The sequence below is a fragment of the Bacillus sp. EB V-12 genome, from assembly GCF_056158125.1.
In genome coordinates this window covers 594,048-613,396 of record NZ_JBUXJL010000003.1, presented here as the reverse complement: position 1 = coordinate 613,396, position 19,349 = coordinate 594,048, and the positions used below count along the sequence as shown (strand labels likewise).

The 19,349-nt window shown below is 33.7% G+C and carries 20 protein-coding genes; 17 read left to right on the top strand and 3 right to left on the bottom strand.

Features of this window, described 5'->3' with window-relative positions:
* The first annotated feature begins 86 nt into the window (after positions 1-86).
* From ACZDYH_RS14695 to ACZDYH_RS14670, 6 genes are all read left to right on the top strand, one after another.
* Positions 87-518: an Rrf2 family transcriptional regulator gene (locus ACZDYH_RS14695; RefSeq protein ID WP_042515328.1), complete on the top strand. Its 432-nt coding sequence runs from the start codon at positions 87-89 to the stop codon at positions 516-518.
* A 70-nt stretch (positions 519-588) separates the two neighbouring features.
* Entirely contained in the window at positions 589-1,239 is a 651-nt protein-coding gene (locus ACZDYH_RS14690; protein WP_006922059.1) for a DsbA family oxidoreductase, read from the top strand.
* A gap of 57 nt (positions 1,240-1,296) precedes the next feature.
* A complete protein-coding gene (locus tag ACZDYH_RS14685) occupies positions 1,297-1,899 on the top strand; it encodes a nitroreductase family protein (protein ID WP_001277021.1) in 603 nt (200 codons plus the stop codon).
* A gap of 126 nt (positions 1,900-2,025) precedes the next feature.
* A complete protein-coding gene (locus ACZDYH_RS14680) occupies positions 2,026-2,157 on the top strand; it encodes a hypothetical protein (RefSeq protein ID WP_000997344.1) in 132 nt (43 codons plus the stop codon).
* Between the two features lie 111 nt (positions 2,158-2,268).
* On the top strand, positions 2,269-3,879 hold the full coding sequence (locus ACZDYH_RS14675; RefSeq protein WP_474886475.1) for an amidase family protein: 1,611 nt from the start codon (positions 2,269-2,271) through the stop codon (positions 3,877-3,879).
* A gap of 182 nt (positions 3,880-4,061) precedes the next feature.
* Positions 4,062-5,075 carry an AI-2E family transporter gene (locus ACZDYH_RS14670; RefSeq protein WP_001006597.1) on the top strand — a complete coding sequence of 338 codons (1,014 nt, stop codon included), beginning with the start codon at positions 4,062-4,064 and terminating at the stop codon, positions 5,073-5,075.
* A gap of 86 nt (positions 5,076-5,161) precedes the next feature.
* On the opposite strand, the gene ACZDYH_RS14665 is transcribed toward ACZDYH_RS14670, so the two are convergent.
* Positions 5,162-6,106 (bottom strand): L-lactate dehydrogenase, encoded by a 945-nt coding sequence (locus tag ACZDYH_RS14665; protein ID WP_000715321.1) that lies wholly within the window; start codon positions 6,104-6,106, stop codon positions 5,162-5,164.
* Between the two features lie 200 nt (positions 6,107-6,306).
* Here ACZDYH_RS14665 and ACZDYH_RS14660 point away from each other — a divergent pair, with 200 nt between their 5' ends.
* The 7 genes from ACZDYH_RS14660 to ACZDYH_RS14630 all read left to right on the top strand — a co-directional run bounded on the left by ACZDYH_RS14660 (position 6,307) and on the right by ACZDYH_RS14630 (position 13,680).
* The gene (locus tag ACZDYH_RS14660) at positions 6,307-7,743 is read left to right on the top strand and encodes a flavin monoamine oxidase family protein (RefSeq protein ID WP_474886473.1); all 1,437 of its coding nucleotides are present in this window, start codon (positions 6,307-6,309) and stop codon (positions 7,741-7,743) included.
* A gap of 106 nt (positions 7,744-7,849) precedes the next feature.
* Positions 7,850-8,773, top strand: a complete 924-nt coding sequence (locus ACZDYH_RS14655) for a CobW family GTP-binding protein (protein ID WP_001044939.1) — start codon at positions 7,850-7,852, stop codon at positions 8,771-8,773.
* Between the two features lie 262 nt (positions 8,774-9,035).
* Positions 9,036-10,253, top strand: coding sequence for a substrate-binding domain-containing protein (locus tag ACZDYH_RS14650; protein WP_098126087.1), 1,218 nt, complete (start codon positions 9,036-9,038; stop codon positions 10,251-10,253).
* Positions 10,254-10,342: 89 nt separating this feature from the next.
* Complete coding sequence (locus tag ACZDYH_RS14645) at positions 10,343-11,116, top strand: ABC transporter ATP-binding protein (protein ID WP_000149337.1); 774 nt, start codon at positions 10,343-10,345, stop codon at positions 11,114-11,116.
* Positions 11,094-11,795, top strand: a complete 702-nt coding sequence (locus ACZDYH_RS14640) for an ABC transporter ATP-binding protein (RefSeq protein ID WP_474886471.1) — start codon at positions 11,094-11,096, stop codon at positions 11,793-11,795. The genes ACZDYH_RS14645 and ACZDYH_RS14640 overlap by 23 nt, the downstream gene beginning before the upstream one ends.
* 21 nt (positions 11,796-11,816) lie before the next feature.
* A complete protein-coding gene (locus ACZDYH_RS14635; RefSeq protein ID WP_000382787.1) occupies positions 11,817-12,677 on the top strand; it encodes a branched-chain amino acid ABC transporter permease in 861 nt (286 codons plus the stop codon).
* 49 nt (positions 12,678-12,726) lie between these two features.
* A complete protein-coding gene (locus ACZDYH_RS14630) occupies positions 12,727-13,680 on the top strand; it encodes a branched-chain amino acid ABC transporter permease (protein ID WP_002040965.1) in 954 nt (317 codons plus the stop codon).
* Between the two features lie 61 nt (positions 13,681-13,741).
* On the opposite strand, the gene ACZDYH_RS14625 is transcribed toward ACZDYH_RS14630, so the two are convergent.
* Positions 13,742-14,530, bottom strand: a complete 789-nt coding sequence (locus ACZDYH_RS14625; protein ID WP_166695400.1) for a LysR family transcriptional regulator — start codon at positions 14,528-14,530, stop codon at positions 13,742-13,744.
* Positions 14,531-14,650: 120 nt separating this feature from the next.
* Between ACZDYH_RS14625 and ACZDYH_RS14620 the strand changes: the two genes are divergently transcribed.
* The gene (locus tag ACZDYH_RS14620) at positions 14,651-15,199 is read left to right on the top strand and encodes a DUF4865 family protein (RefSeq protein WP_166695399.1); all 549 of its coding nucleotides are present in this window, start codon (positions 14,651-14,653) and stop codon (positions 15,197-15,199) included.
* Between the two features lie 88 nt (positions 15,200-15,287).
* Here the strand turns inward: ACZDYH_RS14620 and ACZDYH_RS14615 are convergent, their stop codons facing one another.
* Positions 15,288-16,031 (bottom strand): hypothetical protein, encoded by a 744-nt coding sequence (locus ACZDYH_RS14615; protein ID WP_044307241.1) that lies wholly within the window; start codon positions 16,029-16,031, stop codon positions 15,288-15,290.
* Positions 16,032-16,335: 304 nt separating this feature from the next.
* Here ACZDYH_RS14615 and ACZDYH_RS14610 point away from each other — a divergent pair, with 304 nt between their 5' ends.
* The 3 genes from ACZDYH_RS14610 (at position 16,336) to ACZDYH_RS14600 (ending at position 18,860) form a co-directional block, all read left to right on the top strand.
* Positions 16,336-16,875, top strand: coding sequence for a DUF4352 domain-containing protein (locus ACZDYH_RS14610; RefSeq protein WP_000473159.1), 540 nt, complete (start codon positions 16,336-16,338; stop codon positions 16,873-16,875).
* Positions 16,876-17,241: 366 nt separating this feature from the next.
* On the top strand, positions 17,242-17,685 hold the full coding sequence (locus ACZDYH_RS14605) for a MarR family winged helix-turn-helix transcriptional regulator (protein ID WP_474886469.1): 444 nt from the start codon (positions 17,242-17,244) through the stop codon (positions 17,683-17,685).
* A 119-nt stretch (positions 17,686-17,804) separates the two neighbouring features.
* Positions 17,805-18,860 (top strand): LLM class flavin-dependent oxidoreductase, encoded by a 1,056-nt coding sequence (locus ACZDYH_RS14600; protein ID WP_166695398.1) that lies wholly within the window; start codon positions 17,805-17,807, stop codon positions 18,858-18,860.
* Positions 18,861-19,349 lie beyond the last annotated feature (489 nt).

The window sequence follows — 19,349 nt, the reverse complement described above, 5'->3', positions numbered from 1 at the left end:
TTTAATTTGCTTATAAAAAATCTATGAAAAGGATTGACTTATTTTTTAGTTGTAACTATAATGATTACATCGAGGTGGTGATTACGATGAAAATTAGTAGCCGCTTTTCCATAGCTGTTCATATTTTATCTATTTTGAAAAACAATCCATCTTCACTTTGTACTTCAGACTATATGGCTGAAAGTGTAAATACGAATCCGGTAGTCATTCGTAAAATGATGTCGTACTTGAAACAAGCTGGCTTTGTTTACGTAAATCGTGGACCGGGTGGCGCGGGATTACTAAAGGATTTACATGAAATCACATTGTTAGATGTGTATCATGCAGTGAACGTAGTCGAAGAAGACAAGCTATTTCATATTCACGAGCAACCGAATCCAGATTGTCCAATTGGGGCGAATATTCAAGCGGTGTTAGAAATTATTTTAATTCAAGCGCAATCCGCGATGGAAGAAGTTTTGAGAAATATTACGATGGGGCAGTTGTTTGAAACTTTGCAAGAAAAAATGAATGTTTAAATAATATTTATATTTTTTTATCATCAATGTAACTGGTTTGATTACAACGATAAGGTAAGGTGTAAAAGTTATGACTGTAAAAATGAAAGTATACTCAGATTTTATATGTCCGTTTTGTTTTTTAGCAAAAGGTCCATTAGATGAGGTAGCGAAAGAGAAAGATGTAGAGATTGAATGGATGCCATTTGAATTACGTCCAAGTCCATATTCAAAAATAGATCCATGGAATGAACCAGAAAAATTAGGTTCATGGGATGCTTTCATTCTTCCGACAGCGAAGAAGTTAGGAATTGATATGCGCTTGCCACGTGTTTCACCACATCCATATACACATTTAGCTTTCGAAGGATGTCAATTTGCAAAAGAACGTGGACTAGGTAATGAGTATCATCACCGCGTATTCACAGCATTTTTCCAAGAAGAGCAAAACATTGAAGATATTGATGTGTTAACAAAATTAGCGGTAGAAATAGGACTTCCTGAGGCGGAATTTAAAGATGCTTTAGTAACTCGTAAATATAAAGAAAAGCATCAAGAAGCAATTCAACACGCATATGATGAAGCGAATATTATGGCTGTTCCAACTGTCATGATTGGAGATGAAGTCATTCAAGGGCTTGCTAGTAAAGAAACACTAGAAAGGGTCATTGATAAAGAAATTGAAAAGGATAAAACAAATTCATTTGAAGGTATGCAATGTAATACCGATGGATATTGCTAATTCGCTTGTTATGAAATAACAAAATAAATTATAAAACAAACATTTGGAGGAATTAAAATGTCAGCAACTACAACAAACTTAAAAGAAGCAATCGTGAACCGCCGTTCAATTCGTAAAGTAACAAAAAATGATGCAATTACGAAAGAAAGAATTGAAGAAGTGTTAAAAACAGCTTTACACGCACCAACATCTTTCAATATGCAAAGTGGTCGTATGGTTGTATTAATGGATGGAGAGCATGAAAAGTTTTGGGATATCGTTAAAGAAACACTAAGAGCACGCGTACCAGCAGAAAACTTTGAAGCGACTGTAGAAAGACTAAAAGGCTTCCATGCAGGTGTAGGAACAGTTCTATTCTTTGAAGATCAAGCAACTGTAGAAAAAATGCAAGAAAATGCTCCATTATACAAAGATCAGTTCCCATTCTGGTCTCATCAAGGAAATGCGATGTTACAACATACTGTGTGGATGCTATTATCTGCTGAAGGAATTGGGGCCTCATTACAACATTACAACCCAATCGTAGATGCTGAAGTGAAAGAAACTTGGAACATTCCGGCAGAGTGGAGCTTAGTAGGTCAAATGCCATTTGGTGAACCAAACGAACAACCAGCAGAAAGAACGTTCTTGCCTACTGAAGATGTAGTGAAATTTTATTAAGAAATACAATATGTAACGAGAAGGAAGCTGTGCTAAAAAACAGCTTCCTTTTTTGTAGTGGTGTTAATTTATGCGCATTTAGGGAAGAAATATAAGAAATAATACGGTGAGAAGGGAATTAGAAAAATGAATGATGAGAAAAAATATACAGTGGTAGGTACTGATGTTGAGGAAGTAAAGCGTTTAAATAAAAATTCAGGATTAACGTATAATCAAGTGAAAGAAATGTTAGCAAAGCAAATGCAAAAAAAGAAGTAATTAGATTGAAATCTTTCATTTTTTCATTTAGCATTTTGATTGGAGAGAGTTAAGTAAAAGGTAACTCTCTTTTTTGTATAGCTAAGCATCTTATAGAGTGGAGGAAGCAACATGAAGAAATGGGTAAAGGTAACGCTGTCTATCACTGGAGGCATTGTCTTATTAGCGTGTGCCGGCGGATATTACGTGTATAAAAATTATTTTCCAAAGGAACCTGAGCGTATTGTATATGATAAAGAAAGAGTGCTACAACCGATACATAATCAGCTTAAAGGAATCAATATAGAAAATGTAAAGATAAAAGAAAAAGAAGTCGTAAATTCGACTATAGATGAGCTTCAAAAAATGATTGATGATGGAAAGTTGTCATATGAAGAATTAACGAGTATTTATCTCTTTAGAATACAAGAACATGATCAAAATGGAATAACATTAAATTCTGTTACAGAGATAAATCCTAATGCGATGGAAGAAGCAAGAAAGTTAGATCAAGAGCGGGGGAGAAACAAAAAGTCGAATTTATATGGTATTCCTGTCGTTGTAAAAGATAATGTACAGACGGAAAAAGTGATGCCGACTAGTGCAGGAACTTATGTATTAAAAGATTGGATTGCAGATCAAGACGCAACAATTGTGAAGCAGTTGAAAGAAGAAGGAGCATTTGTTTTAGGAAAAGCGAATATGTCTGAGTGGGCGAACTATTTATCTTTTACAATGCCAAGCGGGTATAGCGGGAAGAAAGGACAAAATTTAAATCCGTACGGTCCGATTACATTCGATACTTCAGGATCAAGTTCAGGATCTGCTACAGTAGTTGCAGCAGATTTTGCGCCGCTTGCAATTGGAACAGAAACGACGGGATCGATTGTTGCACCAGCGGCGCAGCAATCAGTAGTTGGGTTACGTCCATCTTTAGGTATGGTAAGTAGAACAGGAATTATTCCATTAGCTGAAACTCTTGATACAGCAGGACCTATGGCAAGAACAGTAAAAGATGCAGCAACACTATTTAATGCAATGATAGGTTATGATGAAAAAGATGTTATGACAGAAAAAATGAAAGATAAAGAAAGGATTGATTATACAAAGGATTTATCAATAGATGGATTAAAAGGGAAAAAGATAGGGCTTCTTTTTTCTGTAGACCAACAAGATGAAAATAGAAAAGCAGTAGCAGAAAAAATTAGAAAAGACCTTCAAGATGCAGGTGCGATATTAACTGATAATATCCAGTTAAGTGCTGAGGGTGTAGATAATTTGCAAACATTAGAATATGAGTTCAAGCATAATGTAAACGACTATCTTTCACAGCAAAAGAATGTACCGGTAAAATCGTTAGAAGAGATTATAGCGTTTAATAAAAAGGATAGTAAAAGACGAATAAAATACGGACAAACATTAATTGAAGGGTCTGAAAAATCTGCTATAACGAAAGAAGAGTTTGAAAACGTAGTGCAAACGAGTCAAGAAAATGCAAGAAAAGAGCTAGATAGGTATTTAGTAGAAAAAGGTTTGGATGCTCTAGTTATGATTAATAACGATGAAGTCCTTCTATCAGCTGTAGCTGGTTATCCGGAATTAGCGGTTCCTGCTGGATATGATAAAAATGGAGAACCAATCAGTGTAGTGTTTGTAGGGAAACAGTTTGGTGAAAAAGAGCTTTTCAATATTGGATATGCGTATGAACAGCAGTCTAAAAATAGAAAATCACCTAGTTTATAAAAGATTATATGAAAAATAACTGGAATCCACCGAAATTATGTTGGTGGATTCCAGTTAAACGAATCTAACAATATGAAAAGAAAAAAAGGATTCTTCTCAATTAGTAAGAAAGATTGTCTATAGGAGTTCATAAAATGTAATATATTCAATTTCCATCCATTGAAGGGGGAGGTTAATTCTTAATGAATGAAGTAAAGAGTTTTTTTCGAAGTAGAGGGTTTCAACGGTTTCTCGTTTTAATAATAGTAGCGCTTGTATTATACGCATTAAAAAGTATGATTAATTTAATATTAATTACGTTTATACTGACGTTTTTAATGGATCGATTTCAACGTTTTATTTCAAGAAAATTGAAAGTAAACCGGAAAATTGTTATTGCATGTTTATATATAATACTAGTTTCCTTTATAGGCACAACATTATATAAATATTTACCTGTGCTGACGATACAAATTTCACAATTAATTTATCAATTTAAACTGTTTTTTCAAAATCCACCTGATAATGAAATCGTTAAATATGCACTTTCGACAATTAATGGGATGGAAGTATCAAAATATATAGAACAAGGTGTAGACGTCATATATCAATCAATAGCAAATATAGGGAAGGTAAGTTTACAAATATTATTATCTCTAATTTTAAGCTTATTTTTCTTATTAGAAAAAGAGCGTATTATTACATTTACATCAAAGTTTAAAGATAGTAAGTTAAAAATCTTTTATGAAGAAATTGCATATTTTGGTGAAAGATTTGCAAGATCGTTCGGCAAAGTAATTGAGGCTCAGTTTTTAATTGCCGTTGTAAATTGTATTCTTACTGTCATTGCATTAATCGTTTTAGGATTTCCACAGCTACTTGTATTAGCTGTTATGATTTTCTTACTAGGGTTGATTCCTGTTGCAGGTGTGATTATTTCTTTGTTTCCACTTTGTATCATTGCTTACAACGTAGGCGGAGTTATGTACGTAGTATACATACTCGTATTCATAACAGTAATCCATGCTCTTGAAAGTTATTTTTTAAATCCGAAGTTTATGTCTGCAAAAACAAATTTACCAATATTCTACACATTTATGATTCTTATCTTCTCAGAGCATTTCCTCGGAATATGGGGGCTTATTATCGGGATACCAATCTTTATCTTTTTATTAGATGTACTTGATATAAATAATGAGGATGCGACTAAAAAATAAAAAATGATAGAAAATCACTAAAAAGTCATAGGAGATAATGAAAATAAAAAGCAATCCAAAATAAATTGGATTGCTTTTTATTTTCATTAAAGAACCGGAGCCATTGTTTCTTTCAATACTTGAACAGAGTGGTCGAATTTTAATTCTTCATCTTCACTTAATTCAACCTCTAAAATTTCACGAACACCGCCGCGATTTAAAACAGCAGGTACCCCGATATAAACATCTTTTTGACCGTATTGACCTTCTAAGTAAGCTGATACAGTTAATACACTATTTTCGTCGTTTAAAATTGCTTTTGTAACACGTAGAAGTGACATACCGATACCATAATAAGTTGCGCCTTTACGCTCAATAATATGGTAAGCTGCATCACGGACGTTTATGAAAATTTTGTCTAAATCTTCTTGATTATACGTGTTGTCTTTTTCAAGCAGTGTTTGTAGTTTTTGGATACCAACGGAAACATGACTCCAAACAGGAAGTTCAGTATCGCCGTGCTCTCCGATAATATAAGCGTGAATGTTGTGTGGACCAATATCGAAGTACTCACCTAACATATAGCGGAAACGAGCAGAATCAAGCGTTGTACCAGAACCGATTACACGTTCTTTCGGTAAACCAGATTCTTTCCAAGTTACGTAAGTTAAAATATCTACAGGGTTTGTTGCGATTAAGAAGATGCCATCAAATCCGCTATCCATAATACTGCGAACGATTTGTTTGAAGATTTTAGCGTTTTTCTCAACTAAATCTAAACGTGTTTCGCCTGGTTTTTGTGGTAATCCAGCTGTAATAACTACAAGGTCAGCATCTTTACAATCTTCGTAGCTGCCTTTCCATACTCTAGTTGGAGCTGGTGCGAATGGAACAGCATGACTTAAGTCCATTGCTTCCCCTTCAGCTTTTGCCTCATTTACATCGACTAAAACAAATTCTTCAGCTACAGCCTGGTTAATCATGCAGTAAGCATAACTACATCCAACTGCTCCTGTTCCTACTAATACAACACGGTTAATACCTTTTTTCATTTCAAAATTCCTCGCAATTTCATTGATTTTATTATGTAAGATAATACGTCTTACTTCTATAGAGTCATATCTAGTTTATTACATTTTATAAAAGATATTCAAGTATTTGAAAATGTATCCGTGCAAATCAGCGAACAAAACATAGGAATTCAGTGAACCGAATATAATTCAGTAAAATCCTTTGTAAAAGGGGAAATGGCATGGGGAATCCATTAGCAATGGAAGAAATGCTTCATATTATTCATGCAGGGCTTGTTAAAAAGAATAACCCAAAACGGATTACGATTGCAGGTGCAGGGATTTCTGGATTAGTTGCAGGTTCTTTATTAAAAGAGGGTGGGCACGAAGTAACGATTATAGAAGCAAATAACAGAATAGGTGGCAGAGTGTATACGATTCGGGAACCATTTAGTGTGGGTTTATATTTTAATGCGGGCCCGATGAGAATCCCTGACACCCATAAGTTAACCTTAGCGTATATTCATAAATTTAAACTACCTTTAAACCTTTTTATAAATAAAACTTTTGCAGATATCATTTATACGAATAACATTCAAACGAGATTGAATGTGTTTGAAAATGATCCAAGTGTACTTGAATATCCGGTTTTGGATAAAGAAAGAGGAAAAACGGCAGAAGAGCTAATGATTGAAGTATTAGAACCAATACTAAATTACATTAAGAAGGATCCTGATAAAAACTGGCTTATCGTTGAAAAAAAGTATAAAACGTATTCGCTTGGTTCATTTTTAATGGAGTATTATTCAGATGGTGCGATAGATATGATTGGGGTACTTCTTGATATGGAAGCTTATATGGGAATGTCCTTAATTGAAGTATTACGTGAAATGATTTTCTTTACTTCAACAACGAAATATTATGAAATAACTGGTGGAATGGATAAGTTATCGAATGCATTCTTACCACAATTAAGGGAACATATTTTAATGCCGTATAAGGTTGATAAAATTATACAAGAAGATAATAAAGTAATGTTACAAGGAAATCATGAACAAACGTTAGAGCAATTTACAATAACAAGTGATTTTGCTATTATTACAATTCCATTTTCAGCGTTAAGATTTGTAGAAGTTCAGCCATACTATTTATTCTCTTATTTTAAAAAAAGAGCAATTCGTGAATTAAATTATATTGCTGCAACTAAAATTGCAATAGAGTTTAAAAGTAGATTTTGGGAGAAAGCGGGACAGTGTGGCGGTAAATCTATTACTGATTTACCGATACGGTTTACATACTATCCGAGTTATGGCATTCATACTCCAGGACCAGCTATCGTTATAGCAAGTTATACGTGGGCAGATGAGGCGTTAACATGGGATAGTCTCCCGCAAAGAGATCGTATTCGTTACGCATTAAAAAATTTAGCGGAAATATACGGTGACATCGTCTATAGTGAGTTTGTCACTGGAACATCTTTTAGCTGGAGTAAAAATCCGTATTCTTGCGGTGCATTTACAGCTTTCGAACCAGGCCAAGAGCTCGAGTTATTTCCGTATATTACACCACCATCTGGAAAAGTACATTTTGCAGGAGAGCATACGACATTAACACATGGATGGATGCAAGGGGCAATTGAGTCTGGAGTTAGAGTTGCATATGAAGTAAATGAACAGTGAATCTCTTATATTTACAAAAGGTCATTCTTTTAATAAAATGATAAATATAAATCGTAATTATTACGCTTTGAATACATTTGAAGTAAAGAAATGGATGGTCGGTTGAATGAATAAAGTGGAGATTCATATATTAGGTGGTTTTTTAGGTAGTGGAAAATCAACATTATTACAAAATTTATTGTTAGCAGAGAAAAAGAAGAATAGAAAAGTTGCAGTATTAATGAATGAAATTGGTGAATACTCAGTAGATACAGATATTATTGGAAAAGAGAATGTTTTAAGAGAACTTCTTAAAGGATGTATTTGTTGTACGTTAAAAGAAGAGCTTGAAATACAATTACATTCGTTATACCAACAAGAAAGACCAGATGTAATTTATATAGAAACGACAGGTGTTGCGCATCCAATTGAAGTGTTAGACGCGTGTGTCTCGCCAATTTTAGCTCCTTTTCTGGAAGTGAAATCAATTGTAGTCGTTTTAGATGCAGTAAGGTGGTTAAATCGAAGTATATTAAGTGCAAATGTACAACAGCTATTGCATGAGCAACTGAAATTTGGTAGTCACATTCTTGTTAATAAAGCAGATTTACTAACAGATGAAGATAAGAATACAGTATTTGAAGAAGTAAAGGCAATAAATGATCATGCGAAAATGTATGAGACAAAGTATTGTAATATATCTTTAAAAGATATAGAAGAAGCAGAATTTCCAAATGATGAGGAACACGAGACACTACATGTCAAACAGCATTTACATATACAAACAATGACATATCAATTTACGAAACCGATTGATCAAGACAAATTATATGAATGGCTTTCGAATTTACCAGATAGTATTTATCGAGTGAAAGGTTTTGTGAAATTCCATGGAGATAAATACCCTCACCTATTCCAATATTCGTTCGGAGTACCAACTTTATTAGAACAAGACTTCGGTTTCCCGACAAACTTAGTAGTAATAGGAGAAGGACTAGATAAGAAACAATTGGCTGAAGGGTTAGAGAAAGTAGAACTTAACTCTAATTAAGGGGAAAAGACTAACTTAAAAATAAGTTAGTCTTTTTGTATGGTCATTACTGAAATGAAACAGTATTTTCAATTGGATTGCAGAATATATATTGATTGTATGTTCGTTTCCATTACATAGGAAGGTGATTATATATTTGTGCCGAATGTAGAGGGTACTACAAGAGTTTTCCATTATCTATCGAATTAGTTAGTCATGATTACGGACAGGGGATTTTGGCGTGTTTGATTCTATCAGAAAGTAAAGTATGGGGAGGATCACAATGTCGATGAAAAAACGTAAGTGGCTAAAAACAATGTTTACTGGTTGTGTTTTAGGTTCGTTATTAATAACGGCAGCTTGTTCAGGAAAGAAAACAAGTACAGAGGATGAAAAAACGATTAAGGTAGGAGTCCTTGCTTCTTTAACAGGACCGCTAGAATCGTATGGAAAACAAACAGTGAACGGATTTGAATTAGGGTTAGATTATGCAACTGGTGGAACTGGGAAAGTAGATGGGAAAAAGATTAAGTTTGTTGTAGAAGATACAGAAACGAAAGCGGATGTAGCAGTTAAAAAAGCTACGAAGTTATTAGAAGAAGAGAAAGTTGATTTTTTAGTTGGATCGTCTAGTTCAAGTGATACGTTAGCGGTTTTACCACTGGCTGAAGAATATGAAAAGATTATGGTTGTAGAACCGGCAGTTGCGGATAGTATTACCGGGAAGAACTGGAATAAATATATTTTTAGAACTGGAAGAAGTTCCTCACAAGATGCGATTGCAGGAGCAGCAGCAATTGCGAAAAAAGATGTAAAGATTGCAACATTTGCCCCAGATAACGCTTTTGGTCGTGAAGGGATTGCTGCATTTAAAGCGGGTGCGAAAAAATTAGGTGCGAGCATTGTGAATGAGCAATACGCGGATACAAATTCAACAGATTTTACAGCGAATATTCAAAATATCATTAGTTCAAAACCAGATTATTTATTTATCGTTTGGGCAGGGGCAAATTCACCTTGGAAACAGTTGAAAGATATGAATGTGGAAGCGCAAGGTATTAAAATTTCTACAGGTGCGCCAGATATACCAGCATTAAAAACAATGGATGCATTAGTAGGTATGCAAGGTTTTTCTGTATATTATCACACACTTCCAAAAAATAAAGTGAATGATTGGCTAGTTGAAGAGCATAAAAAACGTTTTAATGGTGTAGTGCCAGATTTGTTTACAGCGGGAGGAATGTCAGCAGCAATTTCTATTGTAGAAGCCTTAAAGAAAACAAAAGGTGATACAGATGTAGATACCTTGATTAAGAAAATGGAAGGAATGGAATTTGATACACCGAAAGGAAAGATGAAGTTTAGAGAGAAGGACCACCAAGCGATGCAGACGCTGTATTCTATCACATTGAAAAAGCAAGATGGTGTTGATTATCCGGTGCCAGTGTTAGAGCGAGAATTAACGATGAAAGAAACAGAACCACCAGTTCAAAATAAATAGACTGAATTTTCTGTTGTTTTTGTATAAAGAGGGGGGACCCTCTTTATACATATTTCCTTCATACTCACGGCTTTAAAGGGAGGGATTTCGTGACACATTTGCTAGAGACGAAAAATCTTAGTGTATCTTTTGGTGAACATCAAGTTATTAAAGATGTAAATTTAACTGTCCAAAAAGGAAAGCTCATTTCTATTATCGGGCCAAATGGTGCGGGGAAGACAACATTATTTAATTTATTAAGTGGACAGATTTCACCTACAACAGGTGAAGTGTATTTTAAAGGGCAAGATATTACAAAACTATCGATTTCAGATCGAACACGCTTAGGAATCGGTCGCTCTTTTCAGCTTACAAACATATTCCCAGAATTAACGGTACTTGAAAATGTCCGTTTAAGTGTTCAATCATTCGTACAAGATTACTATAGTTTTTTCCCGAGTTCAGCAAAATTAAAGCAACAAGTTGGAGAGGCGAGACGTTTCTTAAAAACAGTATTACTTCACGAGAAAGAGAACATATTAGCGAAAGATTTGGCACATGGAGAGAAAAGAAAGCTAGAACTTGCGATGTTATTAGCTTTAAAAACGGATGTGTTATTACTTGATGAGCCGACGGCAGGTATTTCGGTTGAGGAAGTCCCTGCTATATTACAAGTGATTGAAAATATTAAGAAACATCCAGAGAGCACAATTGTACTTATCGAACACAAAATGGATATGATACTAGGTTTGTCAGATCATCTTATCGTTTTATTTCATGGAGAGTTATTGGCTGAAGGATTGCCAGAAGAAATTATGAAAGATGAGCGTGTACAAAGTGCTTATTTAGGGGGATTATATAGTGGCACTATTACAAGTGAATAATATAGAAACGTATTTAGATCAGTTTCATATTTTGCAAGGAGTATCTCTTGCTGTTGAGAAAGGGACGATTACTGTACTGTTTGGTAGAAATGGGGCAGGAAAAACAACGACATTACGTTCAGTGATGGGGTTTCACCGCATTGCAGATGGTGAAATTTATTATGATAGTGCAAAAGTGAGTGGATTACCTACACATTTAATTTCAAGGAAAGGAATAGGGTATGTACCAGAAAATCAAGGTATTTTTCATGATTTGACAGTAGAAGAAACTTTCGCTCTTGCTAGGGGAAAATGTGAGGAAGTAGAAGGGAAAATAGAGTGGATGCTGGAACTATTTCCGGATTTAAAGCAGTTTTGGAATAAGAAAAGTGGGCTCTTGAGCGGAGGGCAAAAGCAAATGTTGGCTATTTCAAGAGCGTTTATTAATAGTGATGGATTATTACTTATTGATGAACCGAGCAAAGGGCTATCCCCGATAATGGTGGAGAAATTAATGGTAGCTATTTTGAAGATGAAAGAGAAAACAACAGTTTTACTTGTTGAGCAAAATTTTATGATGGCCAGTCAAATTGGCGATTATTTTTACATTATGGATAACGGACGAATTGTTCATAACGGTTTTATGAATGAATTAAAAAAGGATAAGGAAATGTGTCATAAATATTTAGGAATCTCTTAACATGAATCCGAGGTGAAAAGGATGGATGTGTTAATCAATTTATTTGTAAATGGGATTTCAACAGGGATGCTCATTTTTTTGTTAGCATCAGGTCTTTCACTTATTTTCGGTCTAATGAGCGTTTTAAACTTTGCACACGGTGGTTTATTTGCATGGGGAGCATTTACAGGTGTTTGGTTATTTAATATGACAGGAAGTTATATATTAGCTTTAGTTGGAGCAGTAGCCATGGGAATGTTCCTAGGATTTATTTTAGAAAGGTTTCTTATTAGACCGGTATATGGAAATCATGTTCGACAGCTGCTCGTTACGCTTGGAGGAATGCTCGTTCTTAGTGAGTGTATTAAAATATTTTGGGGGCCAAACCCTATTAGTGCAAAATTACCGTTATGGTTACAAGGAAGTTTTACATTCGGAGGTATTATATTAATTAAATATCGTCTATTCGTTATTTTAATTGGGATAATTATTTACATTGCACTACTACTATTACTCAAAAAGACGAAGATAGGTCTTATGATCCGTGCAGGTGTAATGGATAAAGAAATGGTTCAAGCGCTTGGTATTAATGTAAAAGCGATATTTTCTTTCGTCTTTTTATTAGGGGCAGGGATGGCAGCTTTGGGAGGGTTCTTATTAGCACCGTATTCGGGCGTTATTTTCGCCGAGATGGGCATGCAGTATGCAATTTTAGCTTTTATAGTAGTAATTATCGGTGGATTAGGAAGCGTTCAAGGTTCAGCTATTGCTTCTTTAATTGTCGGATTAGCTGGTGCTTTTACAGCGTATTTTATACCAGATTTATCACTTGCAATTAATATGTTAATGTTACTATTTTTCTTAATAGTGAAGCCAACTGGACTTGTTGGTGAAAAGGGGTGAAATGGTGAACAACACATCGGACCGAATTAAAGTATACTTCGGAGTATGTATGCTCATTTGTTTAAGTGTATTTCCGTTCGTAAATGATTCACGGAGCCTGTTAATTTTGTTCACTCAAATCTTCATCTTTGCTATTTTTGCAATGAGTTTTGATGTATTGCTTGGGTATACAGGAATTGTATCGTTCGGTCATTGTATGTTCTTTGGGATAGGAGCATATGGGGTAGCGCTTTTATTTGATCGACAAGGCGTATCAATAACGAACTTTTTAATTGGAATAGTAGCTGCAATTATCGTTTCAGCAATCGTTAGTTATATAATTGGTTTGCTTTCTTTACGATTGAAAAGTCATTTTTATGCAATGTTAACACTTGCTATTTCACAGTTATTTTTCGTACTTGCTGAAAAATGGCGTGGGCTTACTCACGGAGGAGATGGTTTTACATTTGGGGTACCAGACGTATTCCGTGATCGTTTTACGTTTTATTATGTAACACTTATATGTTTACTGATCATTTTTGTTCTGTTACGTCTTTTCACCAAATCTTCTATTGGAAAAGTATTAAAGGCAATTTCCCAAAATGAGCAACGTGTTGAAGCACTAGGATATAAAGTGCTTCATTATAAAATTATTGCTAGCATTGTTGCAGGAGTAGTAGCTGCGATTAGCGGTGGTTTATTTGTTATCACATTGCGTTTTGTTAATACGACTGTATTTTCAATTGAAATGACATTAAATGCATTATTGATGACGATGATAGGTGGGGTTGGAACGTTAATTGGAGCAATTGCAGGAGCTGGAATTATTGAATCTCTAAAATATTATTTATCAGAACTAGCTACAGAGTATCCGATCTTTGAACGATGGACGATTATTCTTGGTTTATTGTACATTATCGTATTGCTAGTTTTCCCGAAAGGATTAGTTGGCACGGTTAAGGGACTGAAGAATATGAAACGGAATAAGAAGGAGAAAAGTGCAGAAGTGGAGCAAAATGTGTGAAAAATCAATTGTATAGAATATGAAAATCCCTCTTTTAGATTCATAAAGGAGGGATTTTTTATTAACCAAATAGTTCATCAGGGATTTGTTTGAAAGAGTTTTGATTTGTAAAAAAATGAACAGCTAATTTCTCAACTGGAACATCTTCAATTGGTACCAATTTATCATTTTTAATCGGCAAAAAGGCTATCCCTTTTCCGTCCTGAATAAACTCTTCCATAAGCGAATAAGAATCTAATTGTTGAAGTTGACGCTGAGATAAATTATTTTCTTTTAGAAATTGTATCGTCTTATTTCTAAAAGGGCACTTTTTGTCATTGCTAACGAAGAAAATTTCTTTTGAATAATCAATGGTACATTTTTCTTTCGCTTTTAATAAGCCTACAGAAATTGAGGTCGTGAACACTTTTTTAAACGATGCGTCAGGATAATCCTCATAAGTTATGACCATATCAACTTTTTGTTGCTGCAGTAATTTTTGCAAATGACTACTACTTTCTACATATATTTGATAATTTCTAAAGTTTTCTTCAATACGCTTACTTAAATAATTTGTCAAAATAGATTGTGACGTCGCTATTATATAAGAAGAACCACTCGTTTTAATTTCATCTTTTACTTCTTCTAATAGAGTTAATATTTGATTCGTGTAATCTAATAAAATGTCACCAGAAGGTAATAAGGAAACGCCTTTGTTATCTCTATGTAGTAAGGGCGTTTCTAATTCTTGTTCTAATTTTTTGATTCTTTCAGTTACGTTCGGTTGAACATAACCTAACTCTTTAGCAGCTTTACTAATAGAACCCTCACTGGCTACAGTTTTGAATATAATAAGATCATTTATTTCCATATATCTCAGCCCCTTATGCACTATCATTATAAATGATACCAAACATAATTTATACCTATTTTACGTTAGCTGCTTATCGATTTATCATAATGTATATAAGATTGAAAGCGAGTGATAAACATGATTGGAATGCAATATAAGGTCATTTTGCCAAAGGATTATGACATGGAAATTATTAAGAAAAGGGTAAAGGATAATGGTTATAAAACTGATGGTTTCCAAGCACTAAATTTTAAAGCTTATTTAATTACGGAAACGGAGAAAGACGGGAATTTTTATAACTGCTATGCACCTTTATATATTTGGGATGGTCATGAAGGGATGAATAAATTTATATTTGAAGGGTACTACGATAATATTTTACAATCTTTTGGATGGCAACAAATACATATAGGTGTTCCATTAGTTGTTAATCTAAGTGATGATTTTAAGAAATGTAAGTATGTTGTTGAATACGTGGGGAGTATTTCTCAAAAGAATTCATTGATTGAAACTCAATTTAACTTTTTTAATAAGAATGTCCAGAATACAGAAAATTGTAAAGGGAATGTAATAGTGTATAACCCAGATAAGTGGGGATATAGTCAGTTTGAATTTTATGAAGTAAAGCCTGAAATTGAAGAGATAGAGGATATTACATTATATGAGGTTTTACACATTTCACAGTAGATGCGGAATTGAAATAGAAATAAATTATTTATAAAAAATCCATTTTGATTCAAGTAATAATGTTCAAAATGGACTTTTCTTAATTATCTTATGTATATTCAAAACAAATTACTGCTTTTCTTAATTCTTTATTAAAGAATAAGTAAATACGATCGGCACCATAAGCTTGAAAATAATATCCTGTAACAAATCCAACATATGTAAAGGGATGTCCATATTCATCTTTTGGTACATATAGAAGATTCGTAAAGTCAAAAATTTCGTCTTCGTTATCACAGTCTTCTAATAATTCTTCACCTTCTTCTGTCATAAAACGAATATCATCTAGGATACCATTTACCACAGGATAATTTAATCCCCAGCCATTTGTTTGTTTTTCAGCAAACTCTTGTTCTAATACTTCTACAGATGTTATTTCTTTTCCTAAGCTAGAATAAGGATAAATTTTTTGATTACGTTGAAAATACTCTTTACGGATTTGATAATCTCTTTTATTACGCTCATAGGCTTGTTCTATTATGTCAGAATTATTTTGTTCGATTTCGAAATAATTCCAATCCGCTTCAAATTTATATTTTCCATTAATGACATCGAATCCTAATGTATCTGCTTTCGTAAAATTTGTGTGAAATGGTTTGGTGAAATCACCCACGCAACCATCATGGATTTCTTTTGCTGACACAATATGTACCCATTCGTCTAATTCCGGTTCAATACATTGTAAGTTTATAGAACAAATGGGTAAAAAGTGCTTTTTATGTTGTTCCAAATCATCATAAAATATGTCTTCATATTCAGGGAATGGTTGTATAAATTGTTTAGAAATATGCATGTTCTGCCCACCTTTATATTAGTGATTTGTTTAATTTTATCATTTTATTTTAATTTTTTCTTATTTAAAAATTTATGATACACATAGTTAAGGGAATAAAGAGTTCGTAAGTAAGGTGGATGTCTTATTGTTAAAATTTTATCATATGTCGAACAGTTGAGAGATGAAGCAAAGTAAGACTTCATACTTATACATAGCTTTATTACATTCGACACATAACGACAATATGCTGTTCATTTATCTGTTAGTATAATATATAGTTTTTGGGAATTTTTATCATTTTTACATTGGGGGAAGGGAATTTATGTTTAAAAAAATCGCGACAGTCACTTTAGCAGGGACGTTAGCTTTCAGTTTATCGGCATGTGATGAGAAGAAAGAAGTAGCTAAAACTGTATCAAATAATACGAAGGAAGAGCAAAGTAGTGCCAAAAAAGAAAATACGAAGAATGAAGATACAAGAGAATATAATGTTGAAAAAACTACTCAAATTAGAAATCAAAAATTAACAGTCCATAAAGTACAAATAGCACAAGTGGCAGAATATGATAAGCTGGAAAAAGGTAATGAGTTTGTTATTGTTCATGTTACAGTAGAGAATATTGGTAATCAAAAAGTTAGAATTAATCCATTAGATTTTTACCTTGAAAGAGGAGATGGAAGTATCGTGGACCATACATTTTCAACTAGTAATAAAAACGTTTTTAAAATTAAAGATGTAGATCCAAACGGTAAGATAACAGGAGCCATAACGTTTGAAGCGAAAAAAGGTGATTCTAATCTTGAATTAATTTATAGACCTGATGTTATGTCTAAAGAGGAAGTAAAGGTAGAACTTAAATGATATATCCTGTAAAAGCCCAATTGGTGTAAACAAGGTTTTTTATGCAAACTTATACAGGTTTTACATGAAGACGGTATGCTCAAATGAATTTACGTTACGATAAAAGAAAATAATAGATTAGATGGTGTGAATTTCAAACATACTGTTTTGAAAACAAAAAATAAATGCATGATAAGGATTGGCGTTGGAGCTTAATCCTTTTTTTATGAAGATGTAGAGAATGGCAAGTAGACCTAATACTACACGAGTGATGCCTTTAGTTAAGTAAAAGTAAGTTGAGTTATATAAAAAATGTGATTTTCTCTTGCATTACTATCACTTGAGTGGTAAAGTGATAGTAAGATTCACGATAGGAAGTGATCAAACATGCGTGATAATACGATAGGATCATTAATATGGTTACGTTTAATACGATTTACGAACCAAAGTAATCAAATGTCAAATGAGTTTTTAAAACGTTTTGATTTAACGACAGCTCAATTTGATGTGCTTTTGCAAATACGTACGTATCAACCACTAACACAAATGGAGTTAGCTGAAAAGGTAACTGTTACACAAGGTGGCATTTCTCGAATGTTAACTCGTCTTGAAAAAGAAGGATATATTGTACGAAAACAAGATTGGAAAACGAAAACAATTAGTCTTACAGAGCAAGGAGAAGCAGCTTTAGAGAGAGCATTGCCAGAACAACTTGCATTTCAATCTTCGTTTTTTGATGATGTATTAAATGAAGAAGAGCAGAAAATATTATATGAGCTGATGACGAAAGTTCATAAGCATAGTAAAAAAAAAGAATTACCGCAAGAGTAATTTTTTTTACACCATCAATTGACTAATCAAGTGATGGTGTAGGTAATACGGAGATAAACTTGACTTACCAACGTTTTTAGAAAAAAACTAATACTACTTTATTAAAGGGGAGAGTAACTATGGAAAAATACCGTATAGATACAAGAAAAGGAATTGAGTTTGGATTATATTCAATTGGTGATCATGTTTTAAATCCACATAATGGGGAGAAAATTACGCCAGAGAAAAGAATTCACGAACTAATTGATACAGCTAAGTTAGCAGATGAGGCAGGACTTGATGTGTTTGCTGTCGGCGAAAGTCATCAAACACATTTTACAACGCAAGCTCATACAGTTATTTTAGGTGCGGTCGCGCAAGCTACGAAAAATATAAAAATTGCAAGTTCAGCAACGATATTAAGTACATCTGACCCAGTTCGAGTATATGAGGATTTCGCTACAATTGACTTGATTTCTAATGGACGTGCAGAAATTGTGGCTGGTCGTGGATCTCGTATTGGGGGATATAGTTTACTTGGTTATGACGTGAATGATTATGAAGAATTATTTGAAGAGAAGATGGATCTTTTATTAAAAATTAATAACGAGGAACATGTAACATGGAATGGACAGTTCAGAGCACCACTCGCACATGCATCGGTGATTCCAAGAGCGAAAAATAATAACTTACCAATTTGGCGTGCAGTTGGAGGTCCACCAGCTAGTGCAATTAAGGCCGGACGTGCAGGTGTGCCAATGATGATAACAACACTTGGTGGTCCAGCAATTAACTTTAAAGTGTCAGTAGATGCTTACCGCGAGGCTGCTCAGCAAAGCGGATTTGATCCAGCTAGTTTACCAGTTGCGACAACGAGTTTATTTTATACGGCAAAAAATTCACAAGATGCACTTAGTGAATATTACCCTCACATTAATGCTGGTATGCTTACACTGCGCGGTGATGGGTATCCGAAACAGCAATTTACAAATGCAATAGATTACCGTGATGCTTTAATGGTTGGTAGCCCACAACAAATCATTGAGAAAATGCTTTACCAATATGAATTGTTTGGCCAACAACGCTTTATGGCACAAATTGATTTTGGCGGTGTACCATTTGATAAAATTGAGAAAAATATTGAATTCATTGCTACTGAAATTTTACCAGCCGTTAGAAAACATACAGCAAAATAAATAAAAAAACTGAGAGTTTAATCGACTCTCAGTTTTTTTATTTGTTCTGGAAAAATGACAAAAAAATGAACTTTTAGTCGAGGAAGAGGGAAGTTATTTTCTATTTTTGAATAACATTATTTCGAGTTTGAATTTTGAAAATACATTTTTCTCTTGACAAAAAATAAGCATTTATCGTGGGTGCTTTCGAGGACATTTTTCCGAGTAAAAGTCAAGCGTATGAAGAAAAAACGATTGTTTTATAGATATAAAAGTAAGAAGTATATTGAAAAAACACATTTTGCTAATGAGAAAAATCTGATTCAAAAAAATGACAAAAGACATATTTCAGACAAAATGATGTCAATAATACGTCAAAAATAACCTGAATTTACTATGCAGGTATATTATACAATTCGATTAACGAATAAAACACTACAGAAATAGTAAAAAGGTAAAAAATAGCATTACAATAGTTTGAAAAACTGAAACTTCATATTTTTCGACAAT

Coding starts and splice junctions, on each gene's coding strand:
- ACZDYH_RS14695 (WP_042515328.1), top strand. CDS start 87: ATGAAAATTAGTAGCCGCTTTTCCATAGCTGTTCATATTTTATCTATT.
- ACZDYH_RS14690 (WP_006922059.1), top strand. CDS start 589: ATGACTGTAAAAATGAAAGTATACTCAGATTTTATATGTCCGTTTTGT.
- ACZDYH_RS14685 (WP_001277021.1), top strand. CDS start 1,297: ATGTCAGCAACTACAACAAACTTAAAAGAAGCAATCGTGAACCGCCGT.
- ACZDYH_RS14680 (WP_000997344.1), top strand. CDS start 2,026: ATGAATGATGAGAAAAAATATACAGTGGTAGGTACTGATGTTGAGGAA.
- ACZDYH_RS14675 (WP_474886475.1), top strand. CDS start 2,269: ATGAAGAAATGGGTAAAGGTAACGCTGTCTATCACTGGAGGCATTGTC.
- ACZDYH_RS14670 (WP_001006597.1), top strand. CDS start 4,062: ATGAATGAAGTAAAGAGTTTTTTTCGAAGTAGAGGGTTTCAACGGTTT.
- ACZDYH_RS14665 (WP_000715321.1), bottom strand. CDS start 6,106: ATGAAAAAAGGTATTAACCGTGTTGTATTAGTAGGAACAGGAGCAGTT.
- ACZDYH_RS14660 (WP_474886473.1), top strand. CDS start 6,307: ATGGGGAATCCATTAGCAATGGAAGAAATGCTTCATATTATTCATGCA.
- ACZDYH_RS14655 (WP_001044939.1), top strand. CDS start 7,850: ATGAATAAAGTGGAGATTCATATATTAGGTGGTTTTTTAGGTAGTGGA.
- ACZDYH_RS14650 (WP_098126087.1), top strand. CDS start 9,036: ATGTCGATGAAAAAACGTAAGTGGCTAAAAACAATGTTTACTGGTTGT.
- ACZDYH_RS14635 (WP_000382787.1), top strand. CDS start 11,817: ATGGATGTGTTAATCAATTTATTTGTAAATGGGATTTCAACAGGGATG.
- ACZDYH_RS14630 (WP_002040965.1), top strand. CDS start 12,727: ATGCTCATTTGTTTAAGTGTATTTCCGTTCGTAAATGATTCACGGAGC.
- ACZDYH_RS14625 (WP_166695400.1), bottom strand. CDS start 14,530: ATGGAAATAAATGATCTTATTATATTCAAAACTGTAGCCAGTGAGGGT.
- ACZDYH_RS14620 (WP_166695399.1), top strand. CDS start 14,651: ATGATTGGAATGCAATATAAGGTCATTTTGCCAAAGGATTATGACATG.
- ACZDYH_RS14615 (WP_044307241.1), bottom strand. CDS start 16,031: ATGCATATTTCTAAACAATTTATACAACCATTCCCTGAATATGAAGAC.
- ACZDYH_RS14610 (WP_000473159.1), top strand. CDS start 16,336: ATGTTTAAAAAAATCGCGACAGTCACTTTAGCAGGGACGTTAGCTTTC.
- ACZDYH_RS14605 (WP_474886469.1), top strand. CDS start 17,242: ATGCGTGATAATACGATAGGATCATTAATATGGTTACGTTTAATACGA.
- ACZDYH_RS14600 (WP_166695398.1), top strand. CDS start 17,805: ATGGAAAAATACCGTATAGATACAAGAAAAGGAATTGAGTTTGGATTA.